The following is a 17,594-nucleotide window of genomic DNA, read 5'->3' as shown; positions in this document are numbered from 1 at the left end:
ATTGTAACATGAGCACGCAGGATTTGAGTGGTGGATTAACTCCAGTTTACCCCAAGCCAAGTGCTTTCACAGCTCTTGAGCGGCAGCAATACCTCGCCGTCGACAACTTTCAACTGTTCGTCGATAGCCCCTCGAAAGTTCAATTTGGCTGCATTTTTTGCATCGCGGAAGAGTTGTATCTGTGGACTGCCCGGGCTGCCGGACGTCTCTTGGATGAAGAAGTAAGCGTCAAATCGTTCGGAATTCCCACCAGTTTCCGCGTTTTCCGATACTAAATCCAAATAAGCGTCGGGATCCAGCCAGTCGACCAACAAGCCTCGCCGCGTTGAAGACAAGAACGATGCGGAAGTCTGTTGATTGGACATCGACAAATTGGAAGAAAATATCACAGGCGGCTGGCTCCAGTGGTTCCACTGCTGCAACGGATTAGGTAAATCCAAGCCGACGGCCAAGCTAGCCGATGTTCCATGGCCCAGATGTGTGTCCAGGTACCGCGATTCTCGACGGCGATGTAAACAAGCTCCAGAGTACAGGACAAACAGCTTGTGTTCGGCGTCGTCGACCTCCAAAACTTGGGGATTGAAGAATGTCGCCGCAGTAACTTTTGTGGGAATCTGCTGCTGCCAACACCGCAACGAGGCCGCCTCGTTTGGCCAAGCTGTTCTCCATACCGGGGCTCCTAACCATACGTTCGTTTCACTTTCGGGCATATCGATTAACCACTTGATGCGGGGCGTAATCTGCAGCAAGCGACAGCCACGCCAAAGTTCATAGAGAATCTCAAATTCCGCCAAGCTGGATTGCTGATAGGTTAAAACGCCACGCGCAGCGATGATTGCAGAAGCGACCGAGTTATGCTCGATGCTCAGGGTAACCTTCTTGGCTTCCGCATATCGTGAATCAGGATCGACCTTCAGCCCCGGCAACAGCTTGGCTGGATCCAAAATCGAAAGTTGGCCACTCATGCGACTGCCGCGTTTTCGATTCACCAGCAACGCTCGCAGTTGCCCAGTGGCAGGATCTAATTGTACGTCCAGATACTCATTAGCCATCGCGGAACTCGAACTGGCCATGGTTGTTCGGCTGGCCGAATTAGAACCAAGCAATGCACCGGAGTGAGAATTCATGTGTACGATCCCATAGGCAGGCACATCGACGACTACTTCATTACCACCTATGCAGTCGCTGGGTAGTTTTCCGGCAAGCCCCTTCTGCAACGCTTTGCGAGCACTGGTGGTATTGTCATTGGCGTAAATCCTACTGATATCGCCACAGGTTAACGCTTTGTCGCCGGTCCTCAGCCAATATCGCATTGGAACGCTTTGCGGATTGTACAGGTAATAGTCTGTCGAAGAGTTTAGTGGGACCGCTCGCCCTATGCTGCTGGGCTGGTCGCTATCGCTCAGCGATTGCAGCCAACGGTGCGATTGGGGGGCCAGCGGCTTGCCTGAAACCAACGAGCCAAGCAACGAAGTCAACGAATGCAATTCCTGATCGAGTTGTTTTACTGTTGACGCGTAGTCATGCGGCGAATGGAAATCACCGATGGCACCTTTGGCACTTTCCACGCGGAAGCGATCGGTCAACGATTGTGACACGCCATCGGTTTGCTCCAGCAAAACGTTGATCGTTTGCCGCATGGTCTGAATCGCCTCGTTCAACGGCTTGCGAGACATCCAAGCGGCCAATTGATCGAGCATTTGCATCGAGCTGCTTAGCATTTCCGCTGCTACTTGGAGACGACGGCATTGAAGCCAATGCTTACAGAACTCTCCAAAGGCCTGGCTGTCCTCTGGCAAATCAAGTTTGAAGTGCGACGTCGGCAAAGCGGTAGTGCTATAGGCTTGCCCGGTAGTTTCAAAGTAGTCGTGCAGAGGACGCCATGCGCCAAGTGCAGCGGTCCTTTCGGTAACTAACAACAGATCGCTAAAGGCTTCGCAGTAATCGTTCGGCCAATGTGCCAGGACCAAGGTTGGGACTTGATGATAATCAAATTGCTTGGCTAATTCGACCGAGATCGACAGCACGCTCAACGCCGAGTTGCCTTCAACCACGAAAGCTGCCAAGGCGTCGATCGCCGTCGAGTCGGCCGATTGCCAGCGGATCTTTGCCTGATCGCTTTGCGGCAAGTCACCTTCTAGCCAAGCGGACAGAATCGCGGCCGACATACCACTGATCCGCAACAACTGCGAATCATACGGTTGTAGGCCACCCGTCAATCGGGCAAACACAGAGGTTGGTGCTAATCCTAATTGGCGATACTCTGCTCGTCCACGTGCAATGCTGCGCAGCAGATGCCCACTGGTAAGCCACGGAGATGCTGCTTCACGATCCAGGCCACCCACCACTGAGGAGTCTTGCGAGTGCAAACGTGCTTGCAGCAATTGCAGACCGTTTGGATTTCGCGATTGCAGGCGTTGTAACAAAGCAGCAGAAGCCAAAAAGTTTTGCGGATGCGCAAACGCAAGTTGCTTGTTCAGCGAATCTCCAAGAGTAGATTGGGCCAGCAAGGTCAGATCAACCAAGTTCGCTTGCTGGGAAAAATAACGATCTCGCTCTTGAGATAACTGGTCGAAACAAGATTGCAACCATCGTTCAGCTTCCTCGAACTGGCCAGAGCAGTATGCGACCGCGGCCTTGTTGGCCTGCTCTTGCAGCATCAAAAGATCCAAGTTCGTGCTGTAGTGAACTTTGCGAGTCAGGATGTGCAATTGCTGATACGCGAACCCCAACGCATAAAAGCTTTGAACGCAAACAGGTGTTCGCCGCAGCGGTTGCTGGACTTCAGTTGCCAGCTCGCTTTGGTCACTCGCACTTGCAGAATGCTCCAAGGCGACAGAGGGAGCGGCCACTGGGACTTCAGTATCTGCAACCGATACGCCTAAAACTTCCGCGATACTTTGCACGATTGCTAAGCGGTCTGTTTGACTGGCCAACACGATATTGTCGTTGATATCTAATCGCTCTCGCAATGTCGTATCAATATGGCTTTGCGATGCGGCTGGCACAACGATCAGCGATTCCGAGACATCCAATGAGGCGCTATCACTGCGTTTCCATTCAGGCAAATTGGATACGGTTTGCAAAAACGCGGGATGCCAGAGGGCGGTCCAGCAAGCATGATAGTCCGCAGCACTTTCCCGATCCAAACTGCGCGGCAGATCTTCTAGGGAGTAGCATGGTTGAACAATGATAAGCCGTTGGATGGGCATAGTAGCTTTCAGTAGCGGGGTGGGACCAATAGCACTAAGCTTGTGGTTTGATCAGCCAGCATGAATCATGTGATTCCATGCCAATGTGGGGGTAGTATGATCGCGCCGCGGGAGCTGACAAGAGGATTAAAGTCGTCTTCAATCCGGCCGCAAAATGGGTTCTTTCAATTAACTGCTTTCCAATTCCTTGCTTTTGGAACTGTTGGTCAACAGCCAAATCGGAAAGATATGTACAGTAATGGAAGTCGGTAATCGCTCGCGAGATGCCGATCAGTCGCCCTTGTCCGTCGCGGCAAGTCGCTATCACATCGGCTTGACGCAGCATGCCTTCCAGCCGCGGAAGGTCGTCGGCAGGACGGCGAGCGGCTAAGGTCGAGCGTATCAAGAGATCGCGAAACTCATCGGCCCCTAAATCGGGTTCAACTGAGTAGACAAAAGTGGACATGTTGCAGGCAATAGTTGCTGAAGCCGTTGGAAGACGTCACTCCTTTCGAACAAAACGAAAGAATACTCGCGAGATTGTATCATCTTTCTCGCTCGTTGTTCCTGCCGCATTTGCTCGAGTTGCGCGACCAACTCCTCCCGCTCGTTGATGGCCAAAGCAGCGAGTTCGCCATTGATGGCAGCCAACCTTTGATGCCACATACGCTTCGGGCTAGCCAAACTGCGTCCTCTCGAACGCTTGGTGGCTTTGTCGGGAACCGAACGCGACAAGGCTCGCTTCTCCTCTAGCAAAGCCATTGCAGAGGGGGGAAGGTCTGGTTTTGATTCAAGCAATCGCTCGGGGTGATAACGCGAGTCTCGGATTTTCGATTGCAAGCTGGCAACTGTCTGCGACGCCGTGACCGCTTCGACCCGCATCGGCAAATGAAGGCTGGCAGAAGCAACCATGAAATGCGGCGGTTGGATACGCCATAGCGAATTGATGATTTGATCGGTGACTTGATCGTACTTGCCACCACCAATTCCGTGTACAAAGAGATCGGCTACAAATATTCGCAAGAAAGTGGTAGTCATCAACGCACGCGTCCGAACCTTCACGCCACGTTGGTACATCGCTTGCCAAAGATTCGCGGCGATCTCGTGTTCTGTTCCTAATTCGATCTCGTGGACAACTGTCTCACGATCGCTTAACCGATACTGCTTGCGTCCTTGAGCATCAAAGCTAACTGCCAACCACAACGGGCGGCGTTTATGTTGTTGTTGGGAATAGACCCACAGCGGCAACTCATACCAAGTCTCTGCTTCGCTGGCCCAGGTCTGTAGCGCTGGGACCGGATGAGCTTGATTTCGAATTCGATTCTGGCGACGGTAGGCATCCCGCGCGGCATTATAAGCCGACGTCACCTCGGCAGCACGGAGCACTAGTTCTGAAACGAACGATGCAAAGGCCCGCGTCTGGCAAATCTGGCTGAATGGCAACTCCAAAGTGCACCACCCGCTTTCACGCTCCAACTGATGCCTCGCGATCGCCAGCGATTCGCCAAGCCGAGCTCCTGCATGATGCGCCTGCAAGAAACGCTGCCAGTAGCGTGCTACCAGCGGCTCATGCGGCAAAAGCTCACGTGTTAAAGCTTCCACATGATCGACAAATGCCGAGTCAACATCGGCCGAATCGTCCAACATCTCCCACGGCACAATCGAACTTAGCTTGAAAGGTGAAACCGATTTGTGAGCGATAGTTCCATCATGCGGAACCACTGGGACATGGATTGCATTGTGCTTAGGCAAGTCGTGGTCGATCACGAAATTTATGGCAATCCCGTTGTGAGTAGACGCCAACTGTGAAATCACTGCGTTCTTGAACCACACGCCGGGATGAAACAACTCTGGCTGATGCCCGCTGACAAATAGCAGCGGAGGCGATTGTTGATCTGTGCTGTTTAAAAAAGCTGAAACTTTCTCCCGCTGCGCATCTCGCAATTGGGCGCAGACGCAATCAGACCGGTCGCTTTGCTGCACAAGCCGCGTGTGCTGGGTCCAGCGATCAGCCAACTGCACAACCGAGCGCCGAACCTGGCGTCGTAAGTCACCCAGCGACGTGTCACCAAAGGGCAGCAAGTCCGAGTGCTGCAAACTAGCATCATTCTGCCTGGCAAGCTCAATTGCACCGCCCAGCGCAGGCTCAATCAGTGCGCTGTTGTTCGAGCGAGGTGTTTCGAAGCTGCGATAAGAATAATCAGGCAAAAGTCTGTCCAATCCAATGGTCATATGGTCGGAGTGATTACTAGGAACACTCACCGCACCGCAATCGCGGGTTCGGTAAGTCAAAACCTCGATCCAGCATCGCTTGCGTCGCGCGCTCGATGACGTCATTGTAGTAAGCCAGCCGAACTTCCGCCTCGTCCAACGATCCGCCAAACGAACGATTCAAATCCAGATAGATCAATGGTACAGGGATCTCCATGATCCGCATGTTCAGCATCGCGGCCTGGACCCACAGTTCCAAGGGCATCGCATATCCATCGTCGACGATATTAAGCGACTTCAACGCCTCCACACGATACGCTTTAAAACCACAAAAAGCGTCAGTTAATTGTAATCCGAATTTTTGATTCAGTTGTTTGGTTACCCGGCGATTGATGAACAACCGTTGCACCGGCGGAGCACTGTCGCCCTCATATGTCTTCAAGTAACGCGAGCCTGACACAATGTCAACATTTTCACAAGCCGCGACGAAACGTGGGATTCGCTTGGGTTGATGCTGGCCGTCGCAATCGAGCGTGACAATGGTTTCGAAATTGTTCTCGATGGCAAACTGAAATGCAGATTTGAGAGCCGCCCCATAACCACGATTGATGTCATGATGCACGACCGAGATATCCGTACGCTCACCCAGCCGATCGGCGGTGGCATCTGTCGATCCGTCGTTGACGACTAGTACATGCGGTGCGTATTGCGTGACTTCGTCCAAAACCGAATGCACGAAGTTCTCTTCGTTGTAAATCGGAAGGGCAGCTAGCCAACGAGATTTTGACATAATCTAACTCCTAAATTTCGCCCGGGTGGGCTACCAACCTGAACAACGCTCCCTCGTTTCCCAGCAATACAGTCAACTAAATCGCGTACCGTCAGCCGAAGGCGTTCGCGTTTCCCTTGAGCGGGCGCTTACGGCTAATGAGTGAACGACATGGATGCCGCACCGTGCTCAGCCGAGGGTACTTCGTTTTCCTGTGACATTCTAGGCAGCGAATTCAAGTCGGCAACGAAAGGAAATCGTCCACAGACCGAAATTGCCATAAGTAACGTCGAAACTGCCGTTTAGGCGGACTCAATCGGATCTGGAAGCGGGGGATTCCTGAATATCGAGGACGTACTAAGCTATGCAAACGATGCACCAATACCCGTTGGCTAACCACTAGAATTCTCAAGAAACCAACCCCGCCGACCGCGAGAAGTTGCTCCAAGACCCATTTGGGGACGGCGCCGCCAGTTCTTGAAGTCGTTCTCGATGCAGTTTTACCGAACGCAGAAAGCGTGATAAGTATGAATTATTGGCTATTCAAAACAGAACCCGAAACATTCTCGATCGATGATCTGGCAGCCAGCAAAAATCAAACGACGGGCTGGGACGGAGTGCGTAATTATCAAGCGAGAAACATGCTGCGCGATACCATCGCGGTGGGCGATAAAGTTCTCGTGTATCATAGCAACGCCAATCCTCCAGCCATCGTCGGGCTCGCCACCGTCTCCCGCGCTGGCTATCCAGATCCCACAGCGTTTGATCCAGAAGATCCACACTACGATCCCAAAAGCAAGTCCGACACGCCGACTTGGTACCAAGTCGATATTCGCTTTGCCGAAAAGTTTGCGGTGCAACTTGGCCTGCCAGATTTGCGGCAGTCAGCGGCCCTGGCGCGGATGGTGTTGTTGCAGAAAGGCAGTCGGCTCAGCGTCCAACCGGTGACTGCCGAAGAATATCGCCACATCCTAAAGCTGGCTAAAACCGCTGCAAGAACTTCCCATTCAGCACGCAAAGATTAACGCCGCTGGTTGTTATTGGGCGAGGAATAAAAAGAAGGGACGCGGGAAACAACCATGCGGGACGTTTGCAAGCCACCGAAGTTTTATAGAATGCTAATCGATCGGCCTGAGCGGATCGCCCTTTAAAGTCTGTTCAGTCTCATGAAATAATCGACTGACTGGTTGTTTCATTGCGATACCGTGGATTGCCACTGGAGAAGTCAACTAATCTTATTCGAAGGATTCGATAGCCGTGATTGCTGCACAAAAATTCGACTCGATTGTAATTGGAACAGGGCCCGGCGGTGAAGGTGCCGCAATGCAGCTTTCCAAAGGTGGCAAACGCGTCGCGGTGGTTGAACGCTACGAAAAAATTGGCGGGGGTTGCACTCACTGGGGCACCATACCCAGCAAAGCTTTGCGGTTCTCGATCTACAGCATTATGGAGGCCATGAATAACCCGATCCTCAAGGAAATGGGAATTCACGTGAACCCCTCGTTCGCTCAACTGCGTTCCAGCAGTCGCGCTATCATCGGCAAACAAGTTGCCATGCGTCAAACTTTTTATGAGCGAAACAACGTGCCTATTTATCAAGGCCGAGCTCGCTTTGTCGATGCCAACACCATCGCTGTTGATGATGAAGTGACTTTGCAAGCCGACTCCATTGTCATCGCTACCGGCTCGCGGCCTTATCGACCAGAGGGCGTGGACTTTAACCATCCTCGAATATTCGATAGCGATACGATCTTGGAACTTTCCTACAAGCCGCAATCGGTGACCGTCTACGGCGCGGGCGTGATTGGCTGCGAATACGCTTCTATGCTGCGAAACTTGAAGATCAAAGTCAATCTAGTGAATACACGCTCGAAGCTCTTGGAGTTTCTGGACGATGAAATCATCGATGCATTAAGCTACCACTTACGTGATTCGGGTGTGCTCATTCGGCACAATGAAGCGTTCGCGAAAATAGAGGGCTGCGACGACGGAGTCATTTTGTATCTCGAAAGTGGCAAACAAGTAAAGACCGACGTATTGCTTTGGGCCAACGGACGTTCAGGAAACACAGAAGACTTGGAATTGGAACGCATCGGTTTGCAAGCCAACTCGCGCGGTATTTTAAAAGTCAACGAACACTTCCAAACCGATGTACCTAACGTTTATGCAGTTGGAGACGTTGTAGGTTTCCCTGCTTTAGCCAGCGCGGCATACATGCAAGGCCGCGCCGCCGCCCAACACATCAGCGGCGAAAGCAACAGCAAGTTGCGACATAGTGATATCCCAACCGGGATTTATACCAGCCCTGAAATCTCGTCGATCGGTAAAACGGAACGTGAATTGACCGAAGCCAAGATCCCTTATGAGGTGGGGCACTCTCAATTCAAGAGTTTGGCGCGAGCTCAAATTACCGGTCGTGCAATCGGCGTTCTTAAGATCCTGTTTCACCGAGAAACACTGGAGATCTTGGGCGTCCACTGCTTTGGAGCCAATGCTTCGGAAATTATCCACATCGGCCAAGCCGTGATGAAACAACAACCACCGCTGAATACGTTGGAGTACTTCATCAACACTACTTTCAACTATCCAACGATGGCAGAGGCCTATCGCGTGGCTGCGCTCAACGGACACAATCGACTGTTCTAAATCGCCGCTAATGGGACACAGCATTTTCAGCAGAGCGGCTCATTTGAGAAATGCTGGAGTGCCGACGCTAAATTCTCAGGAAAACTACGTTTTAACGTCAATCGCTTTCGTCCGCAGTTCTACTGCTGACCAAATAGGTTTTCCAAACGTATACTTTGATTGGTCCTGCAATCCAAGTACAACGGCGAAAGCTTATTGCCAAGTTATGGCTGGACGACTGTCACATTCATCTGCGTAAAGCAATGAATGCTTTAGATAGTCTAAAGAATGCTCGATTAATTTAACGCACGTCAGTCTAGTCGCAGTCCGTTCAATGAGCACGTTGGACCAAGCCCGCCTAGCCGTGCTCGATGTCATGAATACAACCGCGTTTGAGGTCGGGTTCGCAACTCGCGATATCACGCCACCCGTCGGGTGGCGTATGGCGGGTGGCTACACCGAACGATTCAGTGATGGAGTGCGTGATGCACTTTTCACTAAGGCTCTGGTCCTACTCCAGAGCGACCAGCTAGTTGTCCTGATTGCCAACGATTTGTGCTCTGTCCCCAAGGAACTTACCGGTCTCGCTCGCGCTGCCATAGCATCTGCACTGGGAACTTCTGAATCAAAGATCATCATCACTGCTACGCATACCCACGGAGCTCCCGAGTATTTCGGTCCTCTGCGTGATCTATTTCATCATCGCCAAAAAGAATCGAACCATGGCTCTGATCCACACGAGCCGCTGGACTACCAAAGCTTGTTGGTCAATGCATGGCAAGAAGTCGCCGTAGAGGCCTTTCAGAAACGCCAAGCGGCTCAACTTTCCATCGCGGTGCCACAGCAGTTCGGGCTTGCGTTAAATCGCCGCTATTTAATGCGGGACGGAACCGTTAGCTGGAATCCAGAGCGAACTAACCCTGAAATCGTTCGACCGCTTGGACCCATCGATCCGGATTTGCCGTTCCTGTTCGCGACCGACAAGCATGGACAACTCTTAGGGAGTCTATCCGTCTTCGCACTGCATACCGAAATCTTCCAAAGGTCCAGTTTCAGCGCATGCTATCCTGGAGTTCTAGATACAGCTCTTAAATCTAATCTTCAGGCAGCGAACGCCACTAATCTATTCTGCCAAGGATGCGCCGGCGATGTGAACCACGTTGATATCTCAGATCATACCGCCAATACAAGCGAGTCGCCGGCCAGTCGCGTGGGGAAAGCGCTAGCTGGCACGATCGCCGGAGCCTGGACCAACGCTCACAAAATTGAGCACCATCAGTTCGCTACAGCCACGCGTCTAGTGCACAGCGAACTGCTACCATTGAGCGAAGTTGAATACCAAAATGCCTACGAAACTCTGACAAACGCCAACAATCAATCCAATTCGGTTCTCATCCTGGCTGACGCTTGGAGGAAACTGCTGTTGAAAAGGTTTTGGCAGGACCACCCGGAAGGCTATCCTGTAGAACTGCAAGCCATTCGACTCGATCAATCAACAGCTATTATCGCGCTGCCCCACGAAATATTTGTCGACCTAGGCATTGCCATCAAGGCCTCTTCGCCGTTTTCAAAAACGATCGTGATATCGATGGCCAATGACCTTGGATTCTACGTACCAACACGCAGAGCATTCGAAGAAGGAGGCTATGAACCCCAAGCTTGCCCGCTACAACCAGGCTGCGGCGAACAGATCGCTAAAGCAGCCGTAGAACTACTCTTGGAATTAAAGGGTAAGTATCCGCAATCTGCTGCGTAGTTATCGATGGCTCTTACTTCTCGGACGCAGCCGTGACCTTTGGCAAGGAATCTTGCAGCGTGTCTTTGTTGATGATGGTGTCGCTGTAGCTGTCGGCATCCATTAACACGAAGCCAAGAAAAAGTGCCACAAAGATCAAGGAGCTGAAAAAGATGATTCCGTTCAGCATCTTGTCCCAAAGCATGTGCATGAAGAACATGATGACCAAGCCCGCTTTGACGGTCGCGATTCCCAGCGAACAGAAAATCTCGAAATTGCCTAGCTCCAACGTCGACTGATAAACAGTCAGACCTGTGAGCGCGAGCAAGATAACGAAGATGGTTAGCAGCATACCGATCGAAGCCGGGTGCGCAAACTCGCCGTCGTGATGCCCATGCGCTCCCGAGTGACCGTGAGCTATATTGGTTTCTTGTGCCGGTGCAGCCATAGTTATAGTTCGTTGTTCTTAAGTGATCAGATAAAGCAATGGGAATAAATAGATCCAGATGAAGTCAACCAAGTGCCAGTACAAACCTACGTTGTCAACTGGACCAAAGTATTGCGAGTGAAACTCTTTGCGAGCAGCTTTGACAATCATCCAAGTTAGAACCGCCATACCCGCCAAAATGTGCAGTGCATGTACGCCTGTCATCGCGTAGTAAATACTGAAGAAGATCCCCGCTTTGCTCTTCTGATTCACATCGGCAAACGGGACTTCCATCTCGTTTACATTCACGCGAACCTCTGTTGGAAAGGATTGCGTGCCATACATTTCAGGCAAGGCCGGCGCATTCGTACTGACCAATGCGGTTTTCGCATGATCGTCGTGCGAGGCATGCCCATGATCACCAGCATGTGCAGTTTCGTGATGGTGCGCTGAGTCATGTCCCGATCCCTCATCTGCAGTCAAGACAGATCCCAACCAAACACCTCCGAAGAAGCATAGCGACGCAACCAAAACCGGGCCGGCGACTTCGCGTTGGAATTTATCCTTCTTTAGCAATGTCGAAAAATACCAGAAGGCCGAGATCACCAAGCAGATCGCAGCCGGTATGCACAGGATCATCAACCAGTTTGAATGCTCTGCATGGCCGGGTACTTGAGAAGTGTAAAGTCCGGCCGGCAGCAAACCGCTGTCCCATTTGTGAGTATATTCGACCGTCTTCACACCTAGGAATATGGCTGCACATCCAAGGGTGGCGCCCAGCATTCCAACCAAGGTTCGATGCTGCGACAACTGAGCTGATCGAACCGCCCACGCCATCGTCAACGAACTAAACAACAAAACCCCGGTATTGATCGCACCGAGAAACTTATTCAGGTACGTACTAGCGAATACAAAAATCTCCGGATGCTGACTGCGGTAAAGGGCGTAGGCGCAAAACATGCCGCTGAAGAATAAGACTTCAGTGACCAAAAACAACCACATACCCAGCTTGCCAGCATCAAACTGCTGTTCGGCATTTTCGAAGTGGTGGGCTACCCAAGCTGGATGATCATGGTGATCGTGTTGATCATGCCCAGCATCGACAGGTACAATTGCGCTCATAATTGCAGCTAAATAAAGTTTCTTTAATGACAAATCAGGCTTCGCATTCTACGCAAAGCCTGTTCTATGAAAACCTCAACTACCAAAACTAAACGGTAGCTTTGGTGACATATTCCGACTTACCTTCGTCATAGCCAATACGGCTGAAATCATACGGATCGCCGACCGCAGGAGTATGGCTAAAGTTATCGTGTGGAGGTGGCGAGCTACAAGCCCATTCCAACGTTGCTCCGCCCCAAGGGTTGGCAGGTGCTTTCGCGCCTTTCCAAATGCTGGCCAAGAGCACGAACAACGCAACCAGCAAACCAAAGCCGAGCAAGAAAGCTCCCCAAGTCGACATCTGATGGAGGAAAGTGTACTCAGGCTGATATGTAGCATATCGACGTGGCATGCCGTGGCTGCCCAACACGAATTGTGGCAGGAACGTTAAGTTGAAGCCGACAAACACGATCACGGCTGAGACCGAGCCCCAAAACTCGTTATACATCTTGCCAGTCATCTTCGGCCACCAATGGAAGATACCTCCCAAAAACGCGACCAACGTACCACCCATCATCACGTAATGGAAGTGAGCGACGACGAAGTAAGTGTCATGCAAGTGACGGTCGGTCGACAACGCACCCAAAGGCAATCCAGTCAAACCACCGATGGTGAAAAGAATGATGAAAGCTAGTGCATACAACATAGGAGTAGTCAATGTTACCGTACCTCCGTACATCGTTGCCAACCAGTTGAACACTTTGATGGCCGACGGAATCGAAACTGTAAAGGTCAACGCACTGAAGACGATCGTCGTTACATTCCCCATCCCGCTGGTAAACATGTGGTGTCCCCAAACGAGGAATCCAAAAAGGGCCAACGCAATCGAGGAGTAGGCAATGAATCGATAACCGAAGATTCCCTTGTGGCTGTGGACGCTCATCAACTCGCTGATGATGCCCATCGCTGGCAAAATCATAATGTAAACAGCAGGGTGCGAGTAGAACCAGAAAAAGTGTTGGAACGTTACAGGGTCACCGTTATACGCAGGGTTGAAAATACCGAGCCCCAACAGACGCTCAGCGGTCAACAACAACACCGTGATGCCCAGTACTGGAGTCGCAAGAACCTGGATAATCGACGTTGCATAAATGGCCCACAAGAACAATGGCATCCGGAACCAAGTCATCCCTGGCGGACGCATGGTATTGATGGTGACGATGAAGTTTAGGCCCGTAAAAATCGAACTGAAGCCCAGGATGAAGACCGCCAATGTCGCTAGGATCACGTACCCTTGCGTCTGAATCGAATAAGGCGTGTAAAACGTCCACCCGGTGTCGATGGGCGAGGCACCCATGGTAATCAGGAAGAAAATCAAGCCCGTGATCCACAGATAGAAGCTCCCCAAATTCAATCTCGGGAAAGCAACGTCCTTGGCCCCAAGCATGATCGGCAACAAGAAATTGCCAAGAGCTGCCGGGATACTAGGAATAATGAACAGAAACACCATAATTGCCCCGTGCAAAGTGAATGCACGGTTGTAATTGGTAGGTTCTGTAAACCACGCGCCGTTTGGCAGGTACAAGTGGTAGCGGATCAATAGCGCAAAGAATCCGCCTAATGCGAACGATGCCATGACGCCAAACAGGTACATCAGCCCGATTCGCTTGTGATCGAGAGTCAACGCCCAACTCAAAAACCCATGGGTATGGGTTAAGTAATTGCCGTGCGGCTCCTCAGGTTTGGTGATAATTTCACCGGGATTTGCAACAACGGTACTCATAATGCTTTTCTGTCGTAAAAAATTGACATGTGAAAAGGGGAAGTTTTCAATTAGCTAACGCCCGCGTAACAGCCGGGCGGAGCAACATAATTTTATCTAGTCCACCAAGGTCTTCATGAAAGCAATCAGGTGATCGATCTCTTCGTCCTTGATTTGCCCTTGGTACGAGTTCATCTTGACGCCTTCATAACCGGCGTGGATCTCTTGCTGCGGATACAAAATGGAGTTTCGAACATATTGCTCATCGAACAACACGCTACCGCCACCGGAAAGCGGCACTGGCTTGCCCCACGAACCCTTCCAGGACGGGCCAGTGTTCTTGGAACCATCGATGCTGTGACAGGCCTTGCAGCCTTTACGGCTGTACAGCCATTCGCCATGTTCAACCGGATCTTCCGGCGCCTTTGCCGCTTCAGCCAGCCACTGTTGATAACCCTCTTCGGTGTGCACAACAACGGCGACATTCATCATACTGTGCTTCTGGCCGCAGTACTCTGTACAAAACAAGTGAAAATACTTGTAGCCTTCTGGCGTAAAACCAAGCTCCGAGTAATTCCATGGCACATTTTTCGGATCGACCTTGGTCTTCTCAGCTACCTTAGCACGCTCATCCAAGGCGGCCTGCAACACGTCTTCCGACACCTTTTCGGTTTCCAAAACTGGCTGGAACCACATCGAGGTATACCGACCTGGAACGACGTCTTGCTTCACGCGGAACGCTGGAATGTACAGACTGTGCAAAACGTCCTGCGACCGCATAATCAGCTTCACAGGGCGGCCGACTGGAATGTGAAGTTCGTCGGAACTGATCGCGCCATTGGGATAAGTAAATGACCAGGCCCATTGTTGCGCCACCACATTGATGTCTTCCGTCCCTTTGGGAGCGTACATCATGTCCAAAAAGCCAACAACACCTTGTCCAAATATCCAAACAACAATGAACGTCGGAATCACAGTCCAAGTGATCTCCAGGGCGTTGTTATGCAAAGCCTCCGTGCTGCCTTGATACCCAGGGCGTTTGCGAAAGGCCATCACGAACCAGACGGTGGCCGCCACGATCCCAACGAAGAAAATCATCGAGATCCAAAACAAAGCCCAAAAGAACCAATCCACTTCCGCAGCAAACGTCGAAGCTTGCTCAGGAAAGAAAATGCCTTTGCCTTCAACGCCGAGAAAGGAAATCATCGGAAATATAAAGTTGCTCATATTCGGTAACACAGACAAAAAGTCGACTGGCTAAACACCAAAAATTCTAATGTATCGTACGGAACTCGCCTCAGTCGTTCGACGTCGGCTGGCCCTTTTCCACAAGTTCCTCGGGCAGGCTCGCTGGTCGTCCGCGACGACTCAACCAAAATGGAATCGACACAGCAAGCCCAACTATCACGAAAACCGCACCACCCAAAGACATTAACCGACGGGCGCTGGCAGTGTACTTGTTCTCGTTCGGGTTGAAGTGATAGCACCACAACAACAACTGGTCTCCGATGCTTCCTAATTTACCTTCAGAAGTCTCAACCAGCGCGAGTCGTAATGTCGCAGGTTCCAAAGCGATGTCGTATAAGTACCGGGAGATCAGCCCTTTAGGCGTCACGCCAATGGCGACTGCCGCATGGTTGTATTGCTGCGATTTGCTATCGTAGGTGTAGCGAAAACCGGTCGATTCCGCAATTTGCTTGATCGACTTCATGCTGCCTCGTAAAAAGTACCAGCCTTCAACCGAATGCTGACCCTTCAAAAGCGGCGCATACCGGTCTTTCGTATCTGCTAGACGCTTCGCATCATCGGTGGGATCGATGCTGATAGAAACCAATCGAAAGTCGCGACCTAGCTGCATCTCGGAGTCGTTCAGACCATTGATCGTCTTTACTAAGTTGCTGAGCTGCGCGACACACAAACCGGGACAGTTGCTGTAGTTCAAAGTGATAAAGACTGGAACCGAACCATCCACCAATTTGGACAATGGAACGATTTCGTCACGCTCGTTAACGAATTCCAACTCCAGCGGCAAATAATCGCCAATCTTCGGGTCGACACCGATCTCACGAGCGGCTCGCGGTACCATGTCCTCACCCTGCTGCGCAATGGCTAGCTGTCCGAAAACGGAAAGCACGACAAAGCAAAGTTGGGCAAATAACCGACACATGGTACTGACAATCTTCAAGGAAAATGAACTAAGTTCCGCTGGTCTTCAATTCCTCAAGCAGCACTTCTTGAGCCCGCTCGATAGGAATCTGCAAACGCTTCTCTGGAGCCGCATTTTCGTCCAGCCCAGGCACGTTTACCCACTGATAACCGCCAATGGAATTGAATTGTTCACGAATCAAATTGTTGCTAAGCGTATATTCCGAACGCTGCAGCGCCTGCTGCTCAGCCGAATTTCCCCAATAGTTAGTCAATGCCTGAGTAGCTTGAATCACCGCGAACAGCACCACGCAGGACAAAACAGTCGCGTATGCAACCGCAGGCGAATTAATGTCGTCGTATCGAGCCATAATAAATGTCGATCTAAGGGTAAACTAAAAACTGCTAGAGAATCGGGTTTGCGTAGGACAAAGCTTCGTGCAACCGCGGATCGCCCTTGGTCGTCAAAGGTACGTTCGCCGCACGCAACATCACAATCCCAATAAAGATCGCGAACATGCCCACGCCGCTTATCAAATGCCCAACCATGATTCCCATCGAGAAATCACCTAGATTTGGAATCACCAAAAAAGTCATATCCAGCCAGTGCACGACCAATGCCCAAATCGCCCAAAACATCAATCCAAATCGATTGCGGCGAACATGACGGCTCATCAGACCAAGCAGCGGAATCGCAAAGTGGGCGGCAATCAGAACATAGCTATACGTCTGCCAACCATTTTCCCATCGCATCCGATACCAAGCGGTTTCTTCAGGAATGTTCGCATACCAAATCAGCAACAGTTGCGAAAAAGCAATGTATGACCAGAACATAACAAACCCGAACAGGAACTTGCCCATGTCATGGTAGTTTTCAATCGTGACGGTCTTCTGAACCTTACCAGCTCGTTGCAGTAACAAGTAAGACAAGATTGTCAGCGCGAACATGCCGAACATACTGGCAGCAAAATAGTAAACGCCGTAAATCGTACTGTACCAATCACCATCAATGCTCATCATCCAGTCCCAAGCTGCAAACGAGACAGTCAAGGCGAACAGCATAATGCAGGGGCCAGACCACTTCTGGCGGGCCAAAGTCGACTCGATGTCTTTCGTTTCGTCTTGTCGGACCGACAAATTAAAATACCACAGCACAATAACGCTCCAGATCACGAAGTACGTGATCGCGCGAGCAGTGAAAAACGGTGCATTCAGGTATCCTACCTTCTGCGCAACCAAGCCATGCGGCGATTCGCTGTTCCACTCGTAAATGGCAGTCCCATTTCCTAGCAGTGTCAGAAGAATCGGAACGAACAACAAAGCTAACCACGGTATGGTCGCCGCAAGAATCTCTGCAAATCGACGAATCGAAGCACTCCAGCCAGCGCGTGTCACAAAGGACACCAGGACCAAGAACATCCCGCCGATCCCGAAACTCAGGATGTACATGTAGTTGGCGAGGTAAGAATGGAAGAATACCTTCGTTGCATTCTCGCCACTTCCCGTCCAATGTATCAGCCAACTAAGCCCCACTAAAACGACACCTACGACGGTCAATGGGATAGCGAGCGCCTGCCAGCGGCTGGGCAACAAATAGTCTTCAGATTTTGCTTCAGTTATGTCCATAT

The 17,594-nt window shown here is 51.2% G+C and carries 14 protein-coding genes; 3 read left to right on the top strand and 11 right to left on the bottom strand.

The annotated features are described in order from the left end of the window. Positions 1–35 precede the first annotated feature (35 nt). Genes SH302x_RS22240 through SH302x_RS22225 form a run of 4 tightly spaced genes read right to left on the bottom strand, consistent with a single transcriptional unit; the run spans position 36 to position 6,192 of the window. Entirely contained in the window at positions 36–3,212 is a 3,177-nt protein-coding gene (locus SH302x_RS22240) for a hypothetical protein (protein ID WP_479364943.1), read from the bottom strand. Positions 3,213–3,246: 34 nt separating this feature from the next. After that, entirely contained in the window at positions 3,247–3,657 is a 411-nt protein-coding gene (locus SH302x_RS22235; protein ID WP_479364942.1) for a GNAT family N-acetyltransferase, read from the bottom strand. After that, positions 3,621–5,528, bottom strand: coding sequence for a hypothetical protein (locus tag SH302x_RS22230; protein WP_479364941.1), 1,908 nt, complete (start codon positions 5,526–5,528; stop codon positions 3,621–3,623). Before SH302x_RS22230 ends, SH302x_RS22235 begins: the two co-directional genes overlap by 37 nt. Next, entirely contained in the window at positions 5,440–6,192 is a 753-nt protein-coding gene (locus SH302x_RS22225; protein WP_479364940.1) for a glycosyltransferase family 2 protein, read from the bottom strand. Before SH302x_RS22225 ends, SH302x_RS22230 begins: the two co-directional genes overlap by 89 nt. A 506-nt stretch (positions 6,193–6,698) precedes the next feature. Here SH302x_RS22225 and SH302x_RS22220 point away from each other — a divergent pair. The 3 genes from SH302x_RS22220 (at position 6,699) to SH302x_RS22210 (ending at position 10,552) form a co-directional block, all read left to right on the top strand. Continuing rightward, the gene (locus SH302x_RS22220; protein ID WP_479364939.1) at positions 6,699–7,196 is read left to right on the top strand and encodes an EVE domain-containing protein; all 498 of its coding nucleotides are present in this window, start codon (positions 6,699–6,701) and stop codon (positions 7,194–7,196) included. Positions 7,197–7,428: 232 nt separating this feature from the next. After that, the gene (sthA, locus tag SH302x_RS22215; protein ID WP_479364938.1) at positions 7,429–8,817 is read left to right on the top strand and encodes a Si-specific NAD(P)(+) transhydrogenase; all 1,389 of its coding nucleotides are present in this window, start codon (positions 7,429–7,431) and stop codon (positions 8,815–8,817) included. Positions 8,818–9,130: 313 nt separating this feature from the next. After that, the gene (locus tag SH302x_RS22210; RefSeq protein WP_479364937.1) at positions 9,131–10,552 is read left to right on the top strand and encodes a hypothetical protein; all 1,422 of its coding nucleotides are present in this window, start codon (positions 9,131–9,133) and stop codon (positions 10,550–10,552) included. A gap of 13 nt (positions 10,553–10,565) precedes the next feature. Here the strand turns inward: SH302x_RS22210 and SH302x_RS22205 are convergent, their stop codons facing one another. The 7 genes from SH302x_RS22205 to SH302x_RS22175 form a co-directional block, all read right to left on the bottom strand. Continuing rightward, positions 10,566–10,979: a cytochrome C oxidase subunit IV family protein gene (locus tag SH302x_RS22205; RefSeq protein WP_479364936.1), complete on the bottom strand. Its 414-nt coding sequence runs from the start codon at positions 10,977–10,979 to the stop codon at positions 10,566–10,568. 18 nt (positions 10,980–10,997) lie between these two features. After that, complete coding sequence (locus SH302x_RS22200) at positions 10,998–12,080, bottom strand: cytochrome c oxidase subunit 3 (RefSeq protein ID WP_479364935.1); 1,083 nt, start codon at positions 12,078–12,080, stop codon at positions 10,998–11,000. An 88-nt stretch (positions 12,081–12,168) separates the two neighbouring features. Then, positions 12,169–13,842, bottom strand: coding sequence for a cytochrome c oxidase subunit I (locus tag SH302x_RS22195; RefSeq protein WP_479364934.1), 1,674 nt, complete (start codon positions 13,840–13,842; stop codon positions 12,169–12,171). 96 nt (positions 13,843–13,938) lie between these two features. Beyond that, entirely contained in the window at positions 13,939–15,027 is a 1,089-nt protein-coding gene (locus SH302x_RS22190; protein ID WP_479364933.1) for a cytochrome c oxidase subunit II, read from the bottom strand. Positions 15,028–15,118: 91 nt separating this feature from the next. Then, positions 15,119–15,988: an SCO family protein gene (locus tag SH302x_RS22185; RefSeq protein WP_479364932.1), complete on the bottom strand. Its 870-nt coding sequence runs from the start codon at positions 15,986–15,988 to the stop codon at positions 15,119–15,121. A 28-nt stretch (positions 15,989–16,016) separates the two neighbouring features. Next, a complete protein-coding gene (locus SH302x_RS22180; protein WP_479364930.1) occupies positions 16,017–16,337 on the bottom strand; it encodes a hypothetical protein in 321 nt (106 codons plus the stop codon). 34 nt (positions 16,338–16,371) lie between these two features. After that, positions 16,372–17,592 carry a quinol:cytochrome C oxidoreductase gene (locus SH302x_RS22175; protein WP_479364929.1) on the bottom strand — a complete coding sequence of 407 codons (1,221 nt, stop codon included), beginning with the start codon at positions 17,590–17,592 and terminating at the stop codon, positions 16,372–16,374. Between the last annotated feature and the right edge of the window lie 2 nt (positions 17,593–17,594).

Source organism: Njordella calcicola, assembly GCF_056494125.1.
The sequence above is the reverse complement of the archived record's forward strand: the minus strand, read 5'-3'. Positions and strand labels throughout refer to the sequence as shown.

What these genes read in the sequence shown, in the direction of transcription:
- SH302x_RS22240 (WP_479364943.1), bottom strand. Translation starts at nt 3,212, where the DNA reads ATGCCCATCCAACGGCTTATCATTGTTCAACCATGCTACTCCCTAGAA.
- SH302x_RS22235 (WP_479364942.1), bottom strand. Translation starts at nt 3,657, where the DNA reads ATGTCCACTTTTGTCTACTCAGTTGAACCCGATTTAGGGGCCGATGAG.
- SH302x_RS22230 (WP_479364941.1), bottom strand. Translation starts at nt 5,528, where the DNA reads ATGACGTCATCGAGCGCGCGACGCAAGCGATGCTGGATCGAGGTTTTG.
- SH302x_RS22225 (WP_479364940.1), bottom strand. Translation starts at nt 6,192, where the DNA reads ATGTCAAAATCTCGTTGGCTAGCTGCCCTTCCGATTTACAACGAAGAG.
- SH302x_RS22220 (WP_479364939.1), top strand. Translation starts at nt 6,699, where the DNA reads ATGAATTATTGGCTATTCAAAACAGAACCCGAAACATTCTCGATCGAT.
- SH302x_RS22210 (WP_479364937.1), top strand. Translation starts at nt 9,131, where the DNA reads ATGAGCACGTTGGACCAAGCCCGCCTAGCCGTGCTCGATGTCATGAAT.
- SH302x_RS22205 (WP_479364936.1), bottom strand. Translation starts at nt 10,979, where the DNA reads ATGGCTGCACCGGCACAAGAAACCAATATAGCTCACGGTCACTCGGGA.
- SH302x_RS22200 (WP_479364935.1), bottom strand. Translation starts at nt 12,080, where the DNA reads ATGAGCGCAATTGTACCTGTCGATGCTGGGCATGATCAACACGATCAC.
- SH302x_RS22195 (WP_479364934.1), bottom strand. Translation starts at nt 13,842, where the DNA reads ATGAGTACCGTTGTTGCAAATCCCGGTGAAATTATCACCAAACCTGAG.
- SH302x_RS22190 (WP_479364933.1), bottom strand. Translation starts at nt 15,027, where the DNA reads ATGATTTCCTTTCTCGGCGTTGAAGGCAAAGGCATTTTCTTTCCTGAG.
- SH302x_RS22185 (WP_479364932.1), bottom strand. Translation starts at nt 15,988, where the DNA reads ATGTGTCGGTTATTTGCCCAACTTTGCTTTGTCGTGCTTTCCGTTTTC.
- SH302x_RS22180 (WP_479364930.1), bottom strand. Translation starts at nt 16,337, where the DNA reads ATGGCTCGATACGACGACATTAATTCGCCTGCGGTTGCATACGCGACT.
- SH302x_RS22175 (WP_479364929.1), bottom strand. Translation starts at nt 17,592, where the DNA reads ATGGACATAACTGAAGCAAAATCTGAAGACTATTTGTTGCCCAGCCGC.